The sequence below is a fragment of the Bacillus ndiopicus genome (assembly GCF_000612805.1).
GTDB lineage: Bacteria > Bacillota > Bacilli > Bacillales_A > Planococcaceae > Metasolibacillus > Metasolibacillus ndiopicus.
In genome coordinates this window covers 44,264-62,757 of the sequence record NZ_HG964411.1, presented here as the reverse complement: position 1 = coordinate 62,757, position 18,494 = coordinate 44,264, and the positions used below count along the sequence as shown (strand labels likewise).

Annotated in this window: 16 protein-coding genes; 12 read left to right on the top strand and 4 right to left on the bottom strand. The window is 36.9% G+C overall.

Annotation, left to right across the window (positions count from 1 at the left end; genetic code table 11):
* The first annotated feature begins 685 nt into the window (after positions 1-685).
* Entirely contained in the window at positions 686-1,237 is a 552-nt protein-coding gene (locus TY13_RS18655) for a hypothetical protein (protein WP_042479073.1), read from the top strand.
* Between the two features lie 442 nt (positions 1,238-1,679).
* Here TY13_RS18655 and TY13_RS20785 read toward each other — a convergent pair whose 3' ends face one another.
* A complete protein-coding gene (locus TY13_RS20785) occupies positions 1,680-1,868 on the bottom strand; it encodes a hypothetical protein (RefSeq protein WP_154661644.1) in 189 nt (62 codons plus the stop codon).
* A gap of 717 nt (positions 1,869-2,585) precedes the next feature.
* On the opposite strand from TY13_RS20785, the gene TY13_RS18650 reads away from it, so the two are divergent.
* The 10 genes from TY13_RS18650 (at position 2,586) to TY13_RS20360 (ending at position 14,143) form a co-directional block, all read left to right on the top strand.
* Positions 2,586-3,416: a hypothetical protein gene (locus TY13_RS18650; protein WP_042479072.1), complete on the top strand. Its 831-nt coding sequence runs from the start codon at positions 2,586-2,588 to the stop codon at positions 3,414-3,416.
* Positions 3,417-3,547: 131 nt separating this feature from the next.
* On the top strand, positions 3,548-4,012 hold the full coding sequence (locus TY13_RS18645; protein ID WP_230199481.1) for a DUF6389 family protein: 465 nt from the start codon (positions 3,548-3,550) through the stop codon (positions 4,010-4,012).
* A 649-nt stretch (positions 4,013-4,661) separates the two neighbouring features.
* The gene (gene pth / locus TY13_RS18640; RefSeq protein WP_042479071.1) at positions 4,662-5,225 is read left to right on the top strand and encodes an aminoacyl-tRNA hydrolase; all 564 of its coding nucleotides are present in this window, start codon (positions 4,662-4,664) and stop codon (positions 5,223-5,225) included.
* 281 nt (positions 5,226-5,506) lie between these two features.
* Positions 5,507-5,734 (top strand): anti-sigma-F factor Fin family protein, encoded by a 228-nt coding sequence (locus TY13_RS18635; RefSeq protein WP_042479069.1) that lies wholly within the window; start codon positions 5,507-5,509, stop codon positions 5,732-5,734.
* Between the two features lie 272 nt (positions 5,735-6,006).
* A complete protein-coding gene (mfd, locus tag TY13_RS18630; RefSeq protein WP_042479068.1) occupies positions 6,007-9,513 on the top strand; it encodes a transcription-repair coupling factor in 3,507 nt (1,168 codons plus the stop codon).
* Positions 9,514-9,893: 380 nt separating this feature from the next.
* The gene (spoVT, locus tag TY13_RS18625; RefSeq protein WP_042479066.1) at positions 9,894-10,430 is read left to right on the top strand and encodes a stage V sporulation protein T; all 537 of its coding nucleotides are present in this window, start codon (positions 9,894-9,896) and stop codon (positions 10,428-10,430) included.
* Between the two features lie 177 nt (positions 10,431-10,607).
* Complete coding sequence (locus TY13_RS18620; RefSeq protein ID WP_042479064.1) at positions 10,608-12,197, top strand: putative polysaccharide biosynthesis protein; 1,590 nt, start codon at positions 10,608-10,610, stop codon at positions 12,195-12,197.
* 8 nt (positions 12,198-12,205) lie between these two features.
* Positions 12,206-13,669 (top strand): bifunctional methyltransferase/pyrophosphohydrolase YabN, encoded by a 1,464-nt coding sequence (gene yabN, locus TY13_RS18615; RefSeq protein WP_042479063.1) that lies wholly within the window; start codon positions 12,206-12,208, stop codon positions 13,667-13,669.
* Between the two features lie 2 nt (positions 13,670-13,671).
* Positions 13,672-13,962, top strand: coding sequence for an RNA-binding S4 domain-containing protein (locus TY13_RS18610; protein ID WP_042479062.1), 291 nt, complete (start codon positions 13,672-13,674; stop codon positions 13,960-13,962).
* A gap of 4 nt (positions 13,963-13,966) precedes the next feature.
* Complete coding sequence (locus TY13_RS20360) at positions 13,967-14,143, top strand: cysteine-rich CWC family protein (protein ID WP_074432986.1); 177 nt, start codon at positions 13,967-13,969, stop codon at positions 14,141-14,143.
* An 859-nt stretch (positions 14,144-15,002) separates the two neighbouring features.
* Here TY13_RS20360 and TY13_RS18605 read toward each other — a convergent pair.
* From TY13_RS18605 to TY13_RS18595, 3 genes are all read right to left on the bottom strand, one after another.
* Entirely contained in the window at positions 15,003-15,188 is a 186-nt protein-coding gene (locus TY13_RS18605) for a hypothetical protein (RefSeq protein ID WP_042479059.1), read from the bottom strand.
* Positions 15,189-16,113: 925 nt separating this feature from the next.
* Positions 16,114-17,130 (bottom strand): ABC transporter permease, encoded by a 1,017-nt coding sequence (locus TY13_RS18600; RefSeq protein ID WP_042479058.1) that lies wholly within the window; start codon positions 17,128-17,130, stop codon positions 16,114-16,116.
* Positions 17,127-17,855, bottom strand: a complete 729-nt coding sequence (locus tag TY13_RS18595) for an ABC transporter ATP-binding protein (protein WP_042479057.1) — start codon at positions 17,853-17,855, stop codon at positions 17,127-17,129. The genes TY13_RS18600 and TY13_RS18595 overlap by 4 nt, the downstream gene beginning before the upstream one ends.
* A gap of 174 nt (positions 17,856-18,029) precedes the next feature.
* On the opposite strand from TY13_RS18595, the gene TY13_RS21085 reads away from it, so the two are divergent.
* Positions 18,030-18,440, top strand: coding sequence for a hypothetical protein (locus TY13_RS21085; RefSeq protein ID WP_230199480.1), 411 nt, complete (start codon positions 18,030-18,032; stop codon positions 18,438-18,440).
* Positions 18,441-18,494: the final 54 nt, after the last annotated feature.

Here is an 18,494-nt window from a genome sequence, read left to right as displayed (position 1 = left end):
ATGGGGCTTACAGGAATAGTATACGTAGTTTTTAGTAAATCCAAAATTGGTAACCCTCTATATATTACCATTGTAATAGGGGTTTTGTTAATAATGGCATCGTGGGTAGTTGATTAATACATATGTTTAGCGATAGGAATGTGATGTCGATTTTTGTTATTACATATTTTCTGAAAGAGTCCCCCCACCTCCTTTAGATGTAGTTTGATTAGTAGAGCTGAAAAAATTAAGAGATATGAATTGTGTTATAGTAATTATGAATACCAGAAAAAATACTATATAGATAATTATGGATGTGATTTAGATAAAAAGAGTTTTGATTTTAATTCCTTTATTTATTCTTTTACTTACTAGCTTCATCTTTTTTGATTATCGTAGGACAGGAAACATTTTATGGGGAGAAAATATTATACAATCATTGGCGTTTTTTGTAGTGTTTTTTCTTTTAAGGGGTTTGTTTGATAGCAGGAAGAGAACATAGAAGTTAAAGAACCAGCTATACACTATAGTATTTAATGCGAATCTATATTTTGGTGATATTTAGCGTCTGATGAGAAATCTACTAAACAAAAGATTTAAATTTAATTTGGCTGCTTTAAATGAAACACAAACATTATCATTAGCAGCAATGATAGGTTCCATGCATCACTTGAAGCGCATGCTACTAAATATGAGGAGAAACACAATGTATTTTAGACGATACGATGAAAATGACAAGTACCTTGAAAGAATCAAAGAATTGTTTGAAAAATATAAAAAATTGAGTATAACCTATAAAGCATTTACATTACAAGAGATAGAAGAGGTTTTTAAAAATAAGTATCTAGCTAAAGAAATAGTAAACGATCATACTTATTTCGGTTTAATTGATGACCTAATGGTTGATGTAAGTAATATTGTTAAGATGTATGAAATATCTGATTCTAATATATTAAACAGCCTATACTCTGACGAAGAGAGACAGACACAAAAAGCACTAGCTAGTGAAGATTTTATAGTTGAAACTGAAAATGATTTATTGTCTATTAATATAATGCAAGGAAAATTAATTCGAATTGCACTAGAAAGTAAAGATAATAACACTTTATTAGGTTACACACAGCAAGGTGAGTGTAAAAAAATTGCTGCAGAATTATTTGTAGCGGGATCAACAATTACTAAAGAGGATATCAATTTAGAAGATGAATGGTTTCAAGAATATTTAGAGGCTCTTGTATTAGCAGGATATATCGGATGAGAGTAAGCCTGAAATATAAACAAATATATTTTGTTTTTTAGCATTTCGGAAGCCTCTTATATCTGCGATATAAAACTATACTAGAAATAGAGCTTGTTAAAACCCCTGTTAAATAAAGCGCAATAAAGAATAGATCTTTATCTATAATGGCAAGGATAGCTGTGGTTATGAAGACCATTATTAAAAATAACATGCTGACTAGTGAACATTTAATATATGTTGGGTCTTGTTTATAGAATGAGAACATTGTGATGGGGCAGCTCCTTTCTTATATTTTTCTAGTTATAGCTTGGAATACAGTGAGCAGTGTTGTAATGAATATGTCGAGAAAAAAGAAAGCGAATATATCCGTTATCTTTAAAGAAATGATTGATGGCTAGACCACCGCATATATTTGTTAAAATAAATAGTAGAATAATTAATATTTTTTTGAACATATACCTTAGCACTTTCCCTCTACTTTTTTATAGCTGTTAATTGAGATAAATAACCGATGGATTGTATAGAGCAGGAAGCATAATAATCCAACCGCTAAATATCTATAAAAATTCTTCTCCATCAATTGGTCAATCAACCACATACCTGACATAAAGCAAACGGCAAATAGTATGCCAATTATAATCCGTTTCATGTTTGCTCCTTTTTCATGTTTATCTCTTAGTTAAAAATATACATAACTAGCCCCGCATTAACAATTGCATGATTCCGCATAAATTTCATGCGGAATCACGCAATGGCTATTTTGATATAGGTAATGGTAGTATGAAATAATTTAAGAAAAACTTCTCTTTATATAGCTATAGAGAAAACATTGCTATTGCCAAAACAAGAGGAAAAATACTGCATGATTATTTTACTCGGTGAATAGTTAAAGTGCAGAAGGTGAGGTAAATATTATAATTCGCAATGGTATAGTTTTTGTTATTTGCTTTTTATCAACATTTGTAGCATTCAATAATTTATTTAGTGAATATAATTTAGCTTTAAGCTTATTTTTCCGGGGTTTGTTTGCCGCCTTTTTCCTACTTGTTATTTATTTGGTTAATAATCATAAAAAAGTACAAAGTAAAAGTCCTAAAATAGGAAGTATCTATGCTAGTGAATCAGGTCGTTTAACACAATTCTAGGGCAGTAGATAACGTATTTAATCAAAGACATTTCTGCACAAGTAACGTATGCTTTCAATAACTTCATTCTCTTACTTAAGTAATGAAACAATAGAACCTTCTCTCGAAATCCTCTTTTTAAAAAGAGGATTCGTTATGGAATTATCTAAATTATTAGTAAATAGAGGTCGATGTAGTATATTAATAGATAAAATAGATCCTAACAAAAGGAGGCGCTTGTTTTGCTTGAATGGACTAGTGATGTGTGGGGCAAGCTGATGGGACCATATGGCTCTGGGGAAGGTGTGCCAGCGCTATTACAGCAATTGATGCAGGAATACAATCAAGAAATAGCTGATGAGCTTTTTCAAGAATATTTGTTTCACCAAAATACAATTTATACAGTTACATATGCAGCCGTTCCTTATCTGGCACATATTGCTTGTGCAACAAAAGATCTTAAGGTGAGGTCTGAGCTATTTACTACGTGCGGCATTATTGAAGCGAGTCGTGATCGAAATGATACTGCACCATTCCCAACAACTTGGACACAGCTAGCAGAGGATGTCGGAGAATCGACCTGTGCAGACATTTATAGTGGATATATAAAAGCGATACGTGAGATGGCATTACTAGGGCATAAGGTGCTTGCTTATGCAACACATGCTGTAGAGGATAATGTGGAGAAGCGTTACATTCTTAGTGCTAACGTAGCTTATCAAGGGTTGTATGAAGTGGCGAATATGTTGATGACATTTACAATGGGAGATGAGTACGTTTTTGCATGCCCAAGATGCACGCAAGATGTATATTTATGGCCAAATGAAGAAGGTACATGCATACATGCATTTGCGCAGGATCCTGTATTTAATGAAGAACAGGAGGCGCACATTGTTATCCCCTCTACAAAATTTTCGAATGTAGAGCAAAAGATGCTGATGGAGCAAGCAGAGACGGTTGGTGAACATAATCTCGTTCGTGATTTACCATATTTGACGAGTGAAATAAATTGTCTTTCGTGTGGTGTGCCGATACAAATTTGGCCTGCATTACTCTCGATATTTGATAGCTAAGGAACTATGAAAATCAAAACACCCAAATATTTAAAAAAATTAATCGTTATATGAGTTGTGGAGTTATTTAGATGCTAATTGAAAATAATTGAGCAGATTTAGATAATAAACAAAAGAAAGGGGTTTTACTATTGGATAAATTAATAAGTGTGGAAAGCTACCAAAAAGAATTGCTTGCCATTCTTAGAGCCCATTCTGAACAGGCCTTGATAACCTTGCAAGCGTTAGACACGGTTTTACCAGAAAAAACAAGCGCTATTCAGATTGGTATTCATCCAAATCAAGAACAGGACGGTACGTTTACTGTTATGATTCATTTGGATGGACCAGATTTATATGTTCTCAATAAAGCGATTGAAGCATATCGAACGTTGTTTGATGTTCAATATGGTGAAGAGGGGGAGCTAGAGCCTGAAGTTCCGCTATTCAATTCGTTCAATCCACCATTTGAAGTCAATGACGTGATTGTAGATACCTGCTTCCTATGGCTTGAAGAACTCTGGAAATCCTATGGTGGCACAAAATCTAATATACCTGCTGAAGTCTTTGGAGAAGATGGCTATGGATCAGAAGAGTTTAAAGCACTCACACCGTAAGTCGTTTAAAAAGGGCAATATTCTATTAAGTACATCAACCAATATAACTGAAAATCTTAATTGTTTTTAGTCCTTAGTTTATATACAATGCCGTTAATAAGTAACAAAATAGCTAATAGCATGGACATCATAAAAGTTGTTTTATTAATTTCTGTTTTTAACAAGATAGCAATGAGATTATTTAAGAAAATCACCGCACATAATATCAAGCATAGATTTGCTAATACATTTTTATTCATTATTTAGAGTCCTATTCCTTATGTTTGATGTGAGAAAGTGTATTTAAGGCTAAGTAGTTGTCTTATTCGTTCGTTTGCGTTTAATATACCATAAAAAGTAGCTTGATGATAAAGCTAAGTAACAAGCAGACCAATCTAGCTTCCTATCTAAAATTGCGGTATAGAAAGTACCAATTGTACCAAGAACACATACTATCAGTAGTACAGTTGTAATTTTTTTATTTGCCATAGATATGTACATTCCTTTTCTTTTAATTCTATCTAGAGCAAATTGAAAAGCAATTGCGTGATTCCGCATAAAATTATTGCGGTGTTGTGAGAAAATCAACAACAAAGGACACTCATTCGTTTCTATGGTAGAATAGGCTAGAATTGCATAAGTTAGATAAAAAATAAAAGGGTGAAAATAGATGAAATTAATTATTGGTTTAGGCAACCCTGGTAAGCAATATGCACATACACGTCATAATATTGGCTTTGATGTTATTGATGCGTTAGCGGAGAAATGGGGAGCACCATTAAACCAAATGAAATTTAATGGCATGTATGCAACTGTGCATCGTCCTGAAGGAAAAGTAATGCTATTAAAGCCGTTGACATATATGAATTTATCAGGTGAGTGTGTGCGCCCGATGATGGATTATTTTGATATTGAGGTAGAGGATATTATCGTTATTTACGATGATTTAGATTTAGAAACTGGCAAGCTGCGTCTGCGTCAAAAAGGTAGTGCAGGCGGGCATAACGGTATTAAATCATTAATTCAGCATTTAGGCACACAGGAATTTAATCGCATTCGTATTGGTGTTAGCCGCCCACCAGCAGGTATGAAGGTGGCAGACTATGTGTTGTCTCACTATTCGAAGGACGAGCAACCTATTATGGAAGATGCCATTAAAAAATCATGCGATGCAATTGAGCACGCATTATCGAAAAAGTTTTTAGATGTAATGAATGTTTTTAACGGTGCATAAATAAACAAGAGAAAGTCTATACTTTGAATACATAGTTTTATCGTGATTCAGTAGTGGATTTCTGCGACGAGTAACCGCAGGAGCACATGTATTTTGTACCAAATGCAAAGCATCAGGTACAGATAGAGGGATACCCATTTCTATAGATGGCAAATGGTCCACTGAATTATGATAAAGCCCACGGTGAATATCACATGTTTTAGGGTTGTTTCCTTTACGAACAAGGGAAAAATCTAGATGAGAGTTAGCCGAGGTGTAATTGATTTAAAGGAGGACTTGCCTTGTCAGTTCGTTATCGTTGTAGACATTGTGAAACAGAGATTGGTACATTGCCATTTGATGCAGACGAAACAATTCGTAAGCTTCACCAATTTGAAATAGGAGAAGTGGACGACTACGTGGAAAAGGACGAACGAGGAGATACGACAGTGCATTGTATATGTGAGCATTGTGAAGAATCCTTAAGACAATTTCCCGATTATCATGCATTAAAAAAATGGCTACAATAATGAAATGCTTTGGCCGATAAGGCCAAAGCTTTTTCCACTTCTATTATCTTGATTCAAAAGAAAACTCCCACCTCCATAGGTGGCGAGATGAATACCTATTTTGCTTTCTCTGATTCAGAGGGTAACCTCCTGAAATAGGGGAACTCAGCCTAAGCACCACATTCTTATGGCAACGACTGAGTGACCAACATTAAGTCGGCTTAAACGCCCCGGCGGAGAAGAAGTTAGCCGAGGCATAATTGATTATGAAAATATGGAAAGGAGGCTTTGCTATGGATGTTTTCCAGCAATTATTCTCGCAGGATAAGCATATAAATACATTTTTACAGCAGGTAAAAAAGGATAATGAAGCAAGCCAACTAGTTACAGGCTTAACGGGTGGCGCGAGGCCAGCGTTACTGCAAGCTATTTACAAAGAAACAGAACGTCCATTATATGTGTTATCGCCTAACTTGCTACAGGCGCAAAAGCTAGTAGATGATTTAACAGCACTTGTTGGAGAAAATGAGGTGCATTACTACCCAGCTGAGGAGTTTATTGCTGCAGGTATGTCAGTAGCTTCTCCAGAGCTCCGTGCACACCGTATTACGACGTTAGATCATTTGGCAAATCATAAGCGTGGTATTTACATTATTCCGATTGCAGGAATGCGTAAAATAATGACACCAATGAATGTGTGGCAATCGCATTTACTGCATACAGCAGTAGGAGAGGATATTGCAATCGATAAATGGCTTAACCAGCTTGTTACGATGGGCTATAGCCGTAGCCAAATGGTGACGACACCTGGTGAATTTGCGGTGCGTGGAGGTATTTTAGATATTTATCCACTTGATGCAGAAGCACCTATTCGTATTGAATTATTCGATACAGAGGTAGATTCAATTCGCACATTTTCTGCGGATAATCAACGTTCAATAGATAAACTTGAAAGTGTACGCATTCTACCAGCAGCTGAACTACTTTTAAATATTGAAAATCGTATTGAGCTAGCGAATCGTTTGGAAGCTGCACTAGCGAATAGCTTGAAAAAGGTAAAAAAGCAGGAAATTCAAGAACTGCTTTACCAATATATTCAACATGATATTGCGCTATTAAAGGAAGGGAATTTACCTGATACAGTAGCGAAATATGGCTCATTATTATTTGAGCAACAAACCTTTTTAGGTGATTATTTTGCACAGGATGGCATTGTTTTTTTGGATGAGCTAGGACGCATTCAAGAAGTAGCGGATGCATGGGAGCGCGAGGAAACCGAGTGGTTTTTATCATTAATTGAAGAAGGTAAGATGCTACATGATGTGAAGCCATCATTTATTTTAAAGGAAATTGAAGCAATGCTAACGCTTCCGAAATATTACTTTGCATTATTTGCACGAACTTTTTCAGGCTTTAAATTTGCGAAAACCATTAACTTTTCATGTAAGCCAATGCAACAATTCCATGGACAAATTGCATTGCTACAGTCGGAGCTAGTGCGCTGGCAGCAGGAAAAATATACGATTTTGTTTATGGCAGATGGAAAGGAACGCCTTGCCTCTATTCAACGTACGTTAGAAGATTATCAAATTCATGCACAATTAGGCTTAGGTCAAGCAGGAGGTATTTATTTAATAGATGCTGCATTATCTAATGGGTTTGAGCTTCCATTGCAAAAGATTGCTGTTGTAACAGATGATGAGCTATTCAAGCAGCAAACGAGAAAAAGAGCTCGTTCACAAAAAATGTCGAATGCGGAGCGTATAAAAAGCTACTCGGAGATTCAGCCGGGTGATTACGTTGTTCATGTGCACCACGGTGTTGGGAAATATATTGGGATTGAAACACTCGTTGTGGGTGGACAGCATAAAGACTATTTGCATATTCGCTATAGAGCAGATGATAAGCTTTACGTATCTGTAGATCAAATTGATTTAGTACAAAAATTCGTCGGGTCAGAAGATAAAGAACCAAAGCTACATAAGCTAGGTGGACCAGAATGGAAGAAGGCAAAGGCGAAGGTTGCTTCTGCTGTACAGGATATTGCGGATGATTTAATTAAGCTTTATGCAAAGCGAGAGGCGGAGAAGGGCTTTGCTTTCTCTCCTGATTCAGATGATGTACGTGCATTTGAGGATTTATTCCCATATGAGGAAACGGAAGATCAGCTACGCAGCATTATCGAGGTGAAGCGTGATATGGAACGTGAACGACCGATGGATCGATTGGTCTGCGGCGATGTTGGCTATGGTAAAACGGAAGTAGCAATTCGTGCAGCATTTAAAGCAATTCAAGATGGCAAACAAGTCGCTTTTTTAGTACCAACAACGATTTTAGCACAGCAGCATTTTGAAACATTGCAAGAGCGCTTTGCAGAACAAGCGATTACTGTCGGCTTATTAAGTCGCTTCCGCACGAAAAAGCAACAAACAGAAACTTTAAAAGGCTTACGTAATGGTACAGTGGATATTGTGATAGGAACGCATCGTATGCTATCGAAGGATGTTGTATATAACGATTTAGGGCTGCTGATTGTCGATGAGGAACAGCGCTTTGGTGTAACACATAAAGAAAAAATTAAACAGTTAAAAACGAATGTTGATGTACTGACATTAACAGCGACACCAATTCCACGAACATTACATATGTCGATGGTAGGCGTGCGAGATTTATCTGTAATTGAAACGCCGCCACAAAATCGATTCCCTGTACAAACATATGTAATGGAGCATAATGGGGCGCTTGTACGTGAAGCCATTGAGCGAGAAATGGCGCGTGGTGGGCAGACTTTTTACTTATACAACCGAGTGGAGGATATGGCGCGTCGTGTAGAGGAAATTCAAATGCTTGTACCAGATGCACGCATTGGCTTTGCGCATGGTAGAATGACAGAATCAGAGTTAGAGTCCACGATTTTAGAGTTTTTAGATGGTGCATATGATGTACTTGTTACGACAACAATTATTGAAACGGGTGTCGATATTCCGAATGTCAATACATTAATTGTGCATGATGCAGATCGTATGGGGCTGTCGCAGCTTTACCAATTACGCGGACGAGTAGGGCGTTCTAATCGCGTAGCTTATTCTTATTTTATGTACCAACGTGACAAAATATTGACAGATGTTGCAGAGCAGCGTTTACAGGCAATCAAAGAGTTTACTGAATTAGGTTCAGGCTTTAAAATAGCGATGCGTGATTTATCTATCCGTGGCGCAGGAAATTTATTAGGTGCACAGCAGCACGGCTTTATTGATGCTGTCGGCTTTGATTTATATTCACAAATGCTTGAGGAAGCAATTGCTGAACGTCAAACAGGTGTGAAGAAGGAAGAGAAGCCAGATGTAGAAATTATTTTGCATACCGAAGCCTATATTCCAGATGCTTATATCCCAGATGGTTATCAAAAAATCCAAATGTATAAGCGTATTAAGGCGATGGATCGTGTAGAGGATTATGTAGAAATTATCGATGAGCTGCAAGATCGCTTTGGTGATGTGCCAACAGAAACAGTGCGTTTACTACGCATTGCACGTATGAAAGTATGGGCTGTAGCAGCAGGTGTTGAGACAATTAAAGAAAAGCAGGGCATTATCTCGATTCAACTATCAGAGCAAGGAACAGCGCAAGTAGATGGTGCAAAAATTGTATCCGAATCGATGAAATACGAGCGTGCAACAGGCTTTAGCATGGATGGTATGAAGCTTACTGTGACAATTGACAGTAAACGTTGCAATAAACACTTGCCATTCGATGTATTAGAGGGCATGATGCAAATTATTGCCGAGGCAATAAAGTAAAGTTGTAAATTAGTATGGTAATTTTCACCTCTGCGGATTATTAGTTGAATGTCTCTCCTTGTTGTTTTCGTTAGCTTGAAGGAGAATGTATGTTTGTTATTGGCTACTATCTATTAATGCGAGGTAAAGATACTTTTTAGCGGGGATGACGAGGTATTATCTACTTAATATTTTATAGCTAATCATAGTAACTGAAGATTTTCTAAAAGGTATACAATTTTATAATATGGGTTAGGCTGTTAGAAAATGTGGAGTAATCCATTTTTCTTAACAGCCTAATTTTTTTATATTTCTTTGGTCGAACTTGCATACATTTCAACTTTTTACACCATACTATTGAAAAGTGCAGTTTGAATTTGTTGAAAGTGAGGCAATTAATAATGAAAGCAACAGGAATTGTACGACGTATTGATGATTTAGGGCGAGTTGTTATTCCAAAAGAAATTAGACGCACAATGCGTATTCGTGAGGGCGACCCGCTTGAAATTTATACAGATCGAGAAGGTGAAGTGATTTTAAAAAAATACTCACCAATTAATGATTTAGGTGAGTTTGCACAGGAATACGTGGAGTCACTTTATGAAACATTTGGCACACCAGCACTTATAAGTGATCGAGATGAGGTAATTGCTATCGCAGGAGTGTCGAAAAAGGAATATGTTAATCGTAGGCTGTCTGCTTTTGCGGAGGATTGCTTAAAAGCTCGCAACACGACGCTTGAAAAGATGGAAACAACATTGGAAATCGTGCCAGGGCAATTTGAGCAAGTAAAATCCTACTGCATCGTGCCAATCGTTAACAATGGCGATATTATTGGAGCAGTATACTTATTTTCAAAGGCACATTTTATTGGTGAGGTCGAACAAAAAGCAGCAGAGCTAAGTGCAACATTTTTAGCGAAGCAAATGCAACATTAATCCCAAAACCACTGGATGCAGCGAATGAGCTCATTTGGTGGTTTTTTGTTGTACAGTGTCAGGCACACATAATTATGGAAATCAAAACTTATCCTTGGAAAAGATAGTCCTTCTGCGAGAGTTCCTAGATTCATGCTATACTGTAGGCACTCATATGAATGAGGAAGGATTTGAACGATGACAACGCAACAATATGGAATGAAGAAATATATGAGAGGTGCGCTTTTATTAACGATGGCAGCACTTTTAGTAAAAATGCTAAGCGCCGTTTATCGTGTGCCTTTTCAAAATTTAGTAGGGGATGAAGGGTTTTATGTTTATCAGCAGGTGTATCCGTTCATATCATTTTTTGTCGTCTGGACATCTGGTGGCTTTGCGGTTGCTATTTCAAAAATGCTGGCAGATACAGCCGAGGTTAATATAAGAAGAGCGATTTCTAAAGTTGTTTTTAGTTATTTGACCGTGCTTTCGATATTATTTTTCAGCTTATTATTTTTCGGTGCGCAAACTTTGGCACTTTGGATGGGAGATATTCAATTAGCTCCGTTATTGCAAACAGGTGCTTTTGTAGCGCTCTGCATGCCAACGCTTGCTTTACTAAAAGGCTCATTTCAAGCTAAGGGTGTAATGGAGCCAGTTGCCTATGCACAAGTATTTGAACAACTAGTTCGTGTGCTTGTCATTTTAGGTGGTACGGTTGTGGTTATGCAAACATCGAAGTCGATTTATGCGGCAGGTAATATGGCAGTGCTTGGTGCGGTAGTTGGAGAAATAGCAGGTATTGTGCTGTTATTATTTTATATGCGTAAACAGTTAAATGGTACTCGTCATTTCGTCAAAATTAATGCATGGCCTATCATTAAAGACGTAACGCTATTTAGCTTAAGTGTGAGCTTGAGTAGCTTAATGTTGCTCGGCTTCCAATTAGTAGATTCCTTTACAGTTTATAAGACATTGCTTGACCTAGGAATACCGACAGAGCGAGCGATGGCACAAAAGGGTATTTATGATCGAGGTCAGCCACTCGTGCAGCTCGGCGTCGTCATTGCATCATCACTATCACTAGCGATTGTACCGCTGATAGCGCAAAAAATTAAAACAGCAGGACGTGGTGCGATTCCATTTGTGCAATTAACATACCGTACAGCGTTATTGTTTGGAACAGCTGCAGCACTTGGCTTAGTGATTACGATGCCTTATGTTAATGAACTACTATTTACATCTACAGATTTATCGAATGTCTTAATGGTCGTAGTTGTGCAAATTATTCCGTTTTCGCTTATTTTGACATTTACAGCTATATTGCAAGGTTATGGTAAATTAAAAATACCAGCGCTTATTGTTATTGCGGGTTTTGCTGTGAAATGGCTAAGCAATATATGGTTGTTACCAACAATCGGTATTATCGGTGCTGCATTAGCGAGTAATTTTGGCTTGTTCCTTAGTGCTATTTTTCTTATGCTATATGTAAAGCGAATCGTCAAGGTCAGTCTTGCACCGACTGCTTTTTACAAGACACTTGCTGTGGCGAGCGTCGCAATGATTGTAGCAGTGGAAGTAGGTAGCTTTGTCTGTCGTATATTGTTTAGCATGATAGATGGTCGTATGCAGGCAGCCATGATGAGCGCAGTTTTAATTGCAGTAGGAGCAACTACATTTATTACGATTGTTGCGAAAAGTCGTGTGCTAAAAGAAAAGGAATGGTTTTTAATTCCGTTTGGTCGTCGTATGGCACTGTACCAACTATGGCTGAATAAAAGAAAGTAGGGAAAACGATGAATGAATTAACAGTGATAGGCTTGGGGGCAGCTGATTTTGAGCAGCTTCCACTAGGCGTTTATAAAAAGCTAAAAGCTGCAAAAAAGCTATATGTACGTACACTAGACCATCCTGTTATTAAGGATTTAATGGCTGAAGGTATTGAATTTCATAGCTTTGATGCAATTTATGAAAAGCATGATACATTCCAGCCAGTGTATGAGGAAATTGCTACATATTTAATTGAGGCAGTACAGGAAGAGCCTATGTTGTATGCAGTACCTGGGCATCCGCTAGTAGCTGAGCAAACGGTGCAACATTTAATCGAGGCGGCAAATAATGATAAAATTGCACTTAAAATCGAAGGGGGACAAAGCTTCCTTGACCCGATTTTTACAGCGTTAAAAATTGATCCCATCGAAGGTTTTCAATTATTAGATGGTACAAGCCTGTCAGTGGATGAGTTAAATATGCGTCAGCATATTTTGATTGCGCAAGTTTATGATGAGTTTAGTGCATCAGAGGTAAAGCTGACATTAATGGAAAAATATCGTGATGATTATCCAGTAACTATTGTGACGGCAGCAGGCTCTTCGAGGGAAAAGCTTGTGACGGTACCATTATATGAATTAGACCAAGTGGCGGAGCTGAACAACTTAACGACAGTTTATGTGCCACCGGTTACTACAGATGAAGATGCGCTGCGTGATTGGACAACTTTGCGCCGCATTATTGCTGTTTTGCGTGGACCAAATGGCTGTCCATGGGACCGTATGCAAACACATGAATCTTTGAAAAAATATTTAATAGAAGAAACGCATGAGTTTTTAGCGGCCGTCGATGCAGAGGATGACTTTGCGATAGTTGAAGAGCTAGGTGACGTATTGTTGCAAGTATTTTTACATGCACAAATCGGTGAGGATAATGGCTATTTCAATATGGAAGAAGTGCTTGCATCTGTTAGTGAAAAAATGATTCGCCGACATCCACATGTATTTGGAGATGTGTCAGCGGAGGATGCGGATGAAGTTGTTGCTAACTGGGAGGCGATTAAGCGCCAAGAAAAGGGCGAGCAGCAGGAGCCACTTTTAACAGGTGAGTACCGCGTGGAATCTTCATTGCAAACATCCTATAATTATCAGAAAAAGGCTGCATCTGTTGGCTTTGATTGGCCAAATTCGGAGGATGTATGGGCTAAATTTGAAGAGGAGTGTCAGGAGTTTCGCCAAGAAATTGGGGAGGGCAGTGTTACTACGCGCCTCGATGAATTCGGCGATGTGCTATTCACACTTGTGAATATTGCACGCTTCTACAAAATTTCACCAGAGGAAGCAATGGTGCATGCCAATGAAAAATTTGCCCGTCGCTTTGGCTATGTTGAGCAACAAGTAAAGGCAAGCGGACAAGATTTTCATACATTTACACTGGAACAATTAGATGCCTTTTGGAATGAGGCAAAAAAGAAGGAAAAGGGAGAATAATTATGCGATTAGATAAATTTTTAAAAGTATCAAGATTAATTAAGCGCCGCACATTAGCAAAGGAAGTTGCTGTGCAAGGGCGCATTACAATTAACGAGAAAGTAGCAAAAGCTAGTAGCACAGTTAAAGTAGGCGATGAGCTAGCTATCCGCTTTGGGCAAAAAATCGTTACAGCACGTGTAGAGCAAATAAATGAAAATGCACGCAAAGAAGATGCGGCAAATATGTTTACAATTTTAAAGGAAGAGCGCCTAGAAAAAATCGAGCCAGAATTCATCGACGACGAGGACTGAGTAGATGGTGGATGAAAAGGTATGCCCACTATGTGGTGGAGGCAATAACTGCGGTGTTGTCAGTCAAAAAGGGGACTGCTGGTGCATGACCGCCAACTTTCCAAAAGAAATGTTATTAGAAAATCCGACGAGTTGTATTTGTGAGAAATGCTTGGAGGAATATAGGAAGCGCAAAGTATGAAGGAATGGGGTATTCTTCTTCGACTTAACTGTATCATGTTAGGAATTTTTATTTTACCTATCTAGAATTTAAGTAATGAAGGAAAATGATGTAGACATATATATGTCACTAAATAATTGATATTTGTTTACAGTTCACTTTACTGGAGGATATTATTTTACAAAAATATGTCGGTGTTTAACGAACATGGAAACTAAGGAGAGGCATAATATTTTTCTAGTATCACATACTCTAAAAAGGGCATAAAAATTTTGATTTATGCTACTTATGATTTTTGGATAAAGCAATGAAATATACAAACATGTTATGTACTAGCTTTCTTATTAGCGGACTCTTCCTTTCCTGCGATAAGTATATTGCGCTTCTTTAGTCTTACTCCACAGTGGGATTGCAACACCTATATAGTTGTCATGCCTAGCACACTAAAAAAAGAGTAGCAAAAGCTAATCCTTTATATATACTGTATTTTATCTACTTGAAAATGTATTCTGAAGATAATAATAAATATTATAATCCCAACTATATTAATTCTATAAAGATAAAAACAGAGGTAGTGTTGTGGGAATTGTTTTTTGTTATAATTTGGAGTAATCTCTGCGTATATATCATTTTTATTTTTAATATCATTCATCTAGCGCAAAATAGTCAGCCATCTGAAATGACCTTCAGATACCTGACTATTTTTTTGACAATCTTTCATTCTTCTCTTGAATATCCTATAATTTCGCGATTTTCTGATACTAATATAGATGGAGTGCCAACCACCAAATTTTCCTTGTCTTCAAAAGAGATAGAGTAAACATTTTGACCGAAATAATTTTTGTTAAATATTATATAATCTTCGTTAACTTCTAACATCTCAACTTTTGCTTTTTCCCCAACCTCCTTCCACCCTATTATCCCATCCTTGTTTTTTTAAGTACTCCCAAGCAATTTTTTTCTCTTGTTCATATTCTATTAAATCATCATTTCCATTTTTTTTATCTGAACAAGCTGAAATCAAGAGTAATAATAAAGCTATTAAAAGTATTTTTTGGGATCTCATTCTTCAGAAACCTCCTAAAATAAACTCCATTTCAGTAATTATTTATTACATTTTGGGTTCAATTCTAACTTGTAATAAGTAAATTCGTAAACATATTTTACCATATCGGAAATCAACTGTTATCATTTTCTTCGAATTTCATGTTATAATTCATCCTTCAGTTGTATAGCTACAGCGCTGTAATAAATATTCTTTCCCTAGGCCACTTATATCATAGCAACAAATATTGCCCTCTTAAACCGCCAATGTCCGCCAATATACCGCCATTGTTTTTTACAGTATCCTCCATTTTACCGCCAAGTTATTCACAACAAACACATAAATAACTCGTCATGAGCAAATTCACTTCAAATACATCACATCTGATAGATGCGGAAGTATAAAATTGTTGGTATCATTGAATTCATGCTTCCTGTAATAAAAGATCGTATGCTGTTAGGATAGATGAAAAATGTGTTCTAGCTACTGCGTGATACATGTGGCTCTCGTGTGGTAACTCACTAAATATAATTGATTTTGAATTAATTGATTTATTAGAGAATGAGTTAATAAATCAAAAAGTTAACTATAGTTTACATTTTAACTATATTTATAAAATTCAACTAATAATAAATGGTGGAAAGGAGGGGGAGGATAACTGTAGAAGAAGTATTAAATTTTGTAATAGAACTAGTTCCCTATACTATAATTAGTAGCTAAAAGGGATATTGAAGCAAAGTTTAATCTCTGAATTATGAAAACTACATTTAATTAAAAACAGGGGTGTATGTTAATTGTAGTGTGATGTTTACATATTTACAGAGAGCGTTTAGTCAGTAAAAAAATAGAAATAATCGCGAAAAAGTTTTATATCCTAACAAAAGGGTGTTGAGAAAGCAGATGAAATTCTGTTTTTCTCAACACCCTTTAATATGTTTTCCTAGTTTTACAGCACCCGGTATTTTTTTAAACTAAAGGTCGTCAATATAATAAAGACGATGGCAAAGCTAGCGAGTACCGCCAAATTTGTAGCAATTTCGCTAAATGTAACGCCTTTATACATAACGCCATTTAGAGCATTTGCCGCGTAGTAGAGCGGCATTAAATGACCGATTTTTTGTAGCCATGTCGCCATATTATCGAGCGGAAAAATACCCGAAAAGAATATTTGAGGCACAATGATTAATGGGATAAATTGCATCATTTGAAACTCAGAGCTAGCGAAGCTTGAGAGCAGTGAGCCTAATGATAGTGCGACAAGCGCTACAGTCATATTTATTAATAATACAAGCCAAATCGAGCCGACATGTACAATATCTAGTACATAAATGCCAAATAGCACAATAATAACAGTCTGTAGAAAGGCAAATAAGCCATAGCCAAGCATATAGCCAGCCACGATTTCGGCACGTTTAATTGGCGTTGCTAGTAAACGCTCTAAAGTACCCGAAGTTCGTTCCTTTAATAAGGCAATGCCAGTTATTAAAAAAACAAAGAAGAAAACGAAAAAGCCAATTAGCATAGGGCTAAATATATCGAAAATTGCAGTATCCTTATCCCCATATACATAATCAGTCGTCAAACTAGGCGCGGCATCTTGCTGCGGTTGCAATGCTTGTGAAAGCTTCATTATTAATACTTTGGAGCTTGATGGGTCGTTATTTAATAATGTTAGCCTTACATTTCCTTGCCCAAGTATTAGCCAGCCATCATACTGTTGCTCTTTTAATTGTTCTACCGAAAAATTCTGCTGCTCAATAATGTGTAAATCTACTGCCTGTAGCTTTTCGATTAATGGAGGAGTGCCATTTGAGATGACGAGTGTTAAGTTTGCCTCATTACTATTAAAAATAAAGGACATTAAGGTCAGTACTAATAAAGGTGCGAAAAATAACAAGGCTAAAGTGCGTCGATCACGTCGCATTTGCTGAATGATTCGTGTGACAATAGCGCCGATTCTCATAGTACTTCGCCCCCTGCTTTTAAAAATACCTCGTCAAAATCCTGTGCATCATATTGTGTCTTTAATGCCTGTGGAGTATCATTTGCAATAATATATCCATTGCGTAGCATAATTAATTGGTCGCATTTTTGAGCTTCATCCATTGCATGCGTCGTTACTAAAATTGTTTTTTGATCCTCATTTTTAAGTCGCATTAGCTCCTGCCAAATTTCCTTTTTCAGTACAGGATCAATACCGACTGTTGGTTCATCTAAAATGAGCAATGGTGGATTGTGCAAGAGAGCGATAGCTAGAGACAGTCTGCGTTTCATCCCACCAGAATAGTTGGCTACTTTAATGTGTAAATCGTCTTTCAAACGTACAAGCTGTGCAGCATAGACGACACGTTGCGTTCGCTCTCTTTTTGATAAATTATAAAGCTTTGCGAAGAAATTGAGATTTTCTTCACCTGTTAAGTCCAAGTATAGCGCATCTGATTGAGCCATATAGCCGATACTTGATAGTAATTGCTGATGTGGCACTGCCAAGTTTAATGCTTGAATTTGCCCATTATCAGGCTTTAACATACCCATAATCATTTTAATTAAAGTGGTTTTTCCACAGCCTGAAGGTCCTAGCAAGCCAACTAATTGCCCTGTTGGAATATTTAGGGAAAGTGGCGCAATCACTTGTTTATGATGAAAGCTTTTTTCGACATTATCTAATGAAATCGCATAGTGCTTCATCGGCGTTCCCTCTCTCTTATTTAATGTACTTTCAATTGTATGTCAGCATTTTCATGAACGCAATATTTCGAATTTTATTAGTAATATTAACGCTATAGTTGAGGGCAACTATGGAGGAATTTTTGTCGGGCTGATGTTCTAAATTAGAAGTAATATACGAATAATATTTTATTTTTGTATACTCCAGAAGAAAATCATTGGGAGTTAGCACCAATTTTTGACCATTGTTTAAGCTTATTGTCAGATACAAAGGATTATCCATTACGCAAGCCATTGGCAATATTAAAAAGACAAGTAGAAGCAAAGCCGATTACAACATCTTTTACTAAGCAATCGGCCTTATATAACGGCGCAGAATTCATTCATAAGAAAAGCTTAATTGCAGCTTTGACAGCATCGGATATTAATTTTGGACGGGTGAAAGATGTGTTGTTACCTCAGCTTAATGATGCAGCTTTTCAAGCAATGTGGATAGATGAGCGTATTGCTACTGTCGATTTAAAGCCTACTAATGGTGGTTCGCCGTGTGTGGTGAATTTAATTTCAACATTTAATAAACAGTTTTCGCCGAATATGGAAGGATAGATAAGTGTAGAGGAGTTAGAGCGTTGATTAAAATGGAGACCTTTCCTAAAGACG

Excerpts from the sequence above, each read along its gene's own strand:
- TY13_RS18655 (WP_042479073.1), top strand. The coding sequence starts at position 686 with ATGTATTTTAGACGATACGATGAAAATGACAAGTACCTTGAAAGAATC.
- TY13_RS20785 (WP_154661644.1), bottom strand. The coding sequence starts at position 1,868 with ATGAAACGGATTATAATTGGCATACTATTTGCCGTTTGCTTTATGTCA.
- pth (WP_042479071.1), top strand. The coding sequence starts at position 4,662 with ATGAAATTAATTATTGGTTTAGGCAACCCTGGTAAGCAATATGCACAT.
- mfd (WP_042479068.1), top strand. The coding sequence starts at position 6,007 with ATGGATGTTTTCCAGCAATTATTCTCGCAGGATAAGCATATAAATACA.
- spoVT (WP_042479066.1), top strand. The coding sequence starts at position 9,894 with ATGAAAGCAACAGGAATTGTACGACGTATTGATGATTTAGGGCGAGTT.
- TY13_RS18620 (WP_042479064.1), top strand. The coding sequence starts at position 10,608 with ATGACAACGCAACAATATGGAATGAAGAAATATATGAGAGGTGCGCTT.
- yabN (WP_042479063.1), top strand. The coding sequence starts at position 12,206 with ATGAATGAATTAACAGTGATAGGCTTGGGGGCAGCTGATTTTGAGCAG.
- TY13_RS18610 (WP_042479062.1), top strand. The coding sequence starts at position 13,672 with ATGCGATTAGATAAATTTTTAAAAGTATCAAGATTAATTAAGCGCCGC.
- TY13_RS20360 (WP_074432986.1), top strand. The coding sequence starts at position 13,967 with ATGGTGGATGAAAAGGTATGCCCACTATGTGGTGGAGGCAATAACTGC.
- TY13_RS18605 (WP_042479059.1), bottom strand. The coding sequence starts at position 15,188 with ATGAGATCCCAAAAAATACTTTTAATAGCTTTATTATTACTCTTGATT.
- TY13_RS18600 (WP_042479058.1), bottom strand. The coding sequence starts at position 17,130 with ATGAGAATCGGCGCTATTGTCACACGAATCATTCAGCAAATGCGACGT.
- TY13_RS18595 (WP_042479057.1), bottom strand. The coding sequence starts at position 17,855 with ATGAAGCACTATGCGATTTCATTAGATAATGTCGAAAAAAGCTTTCAT.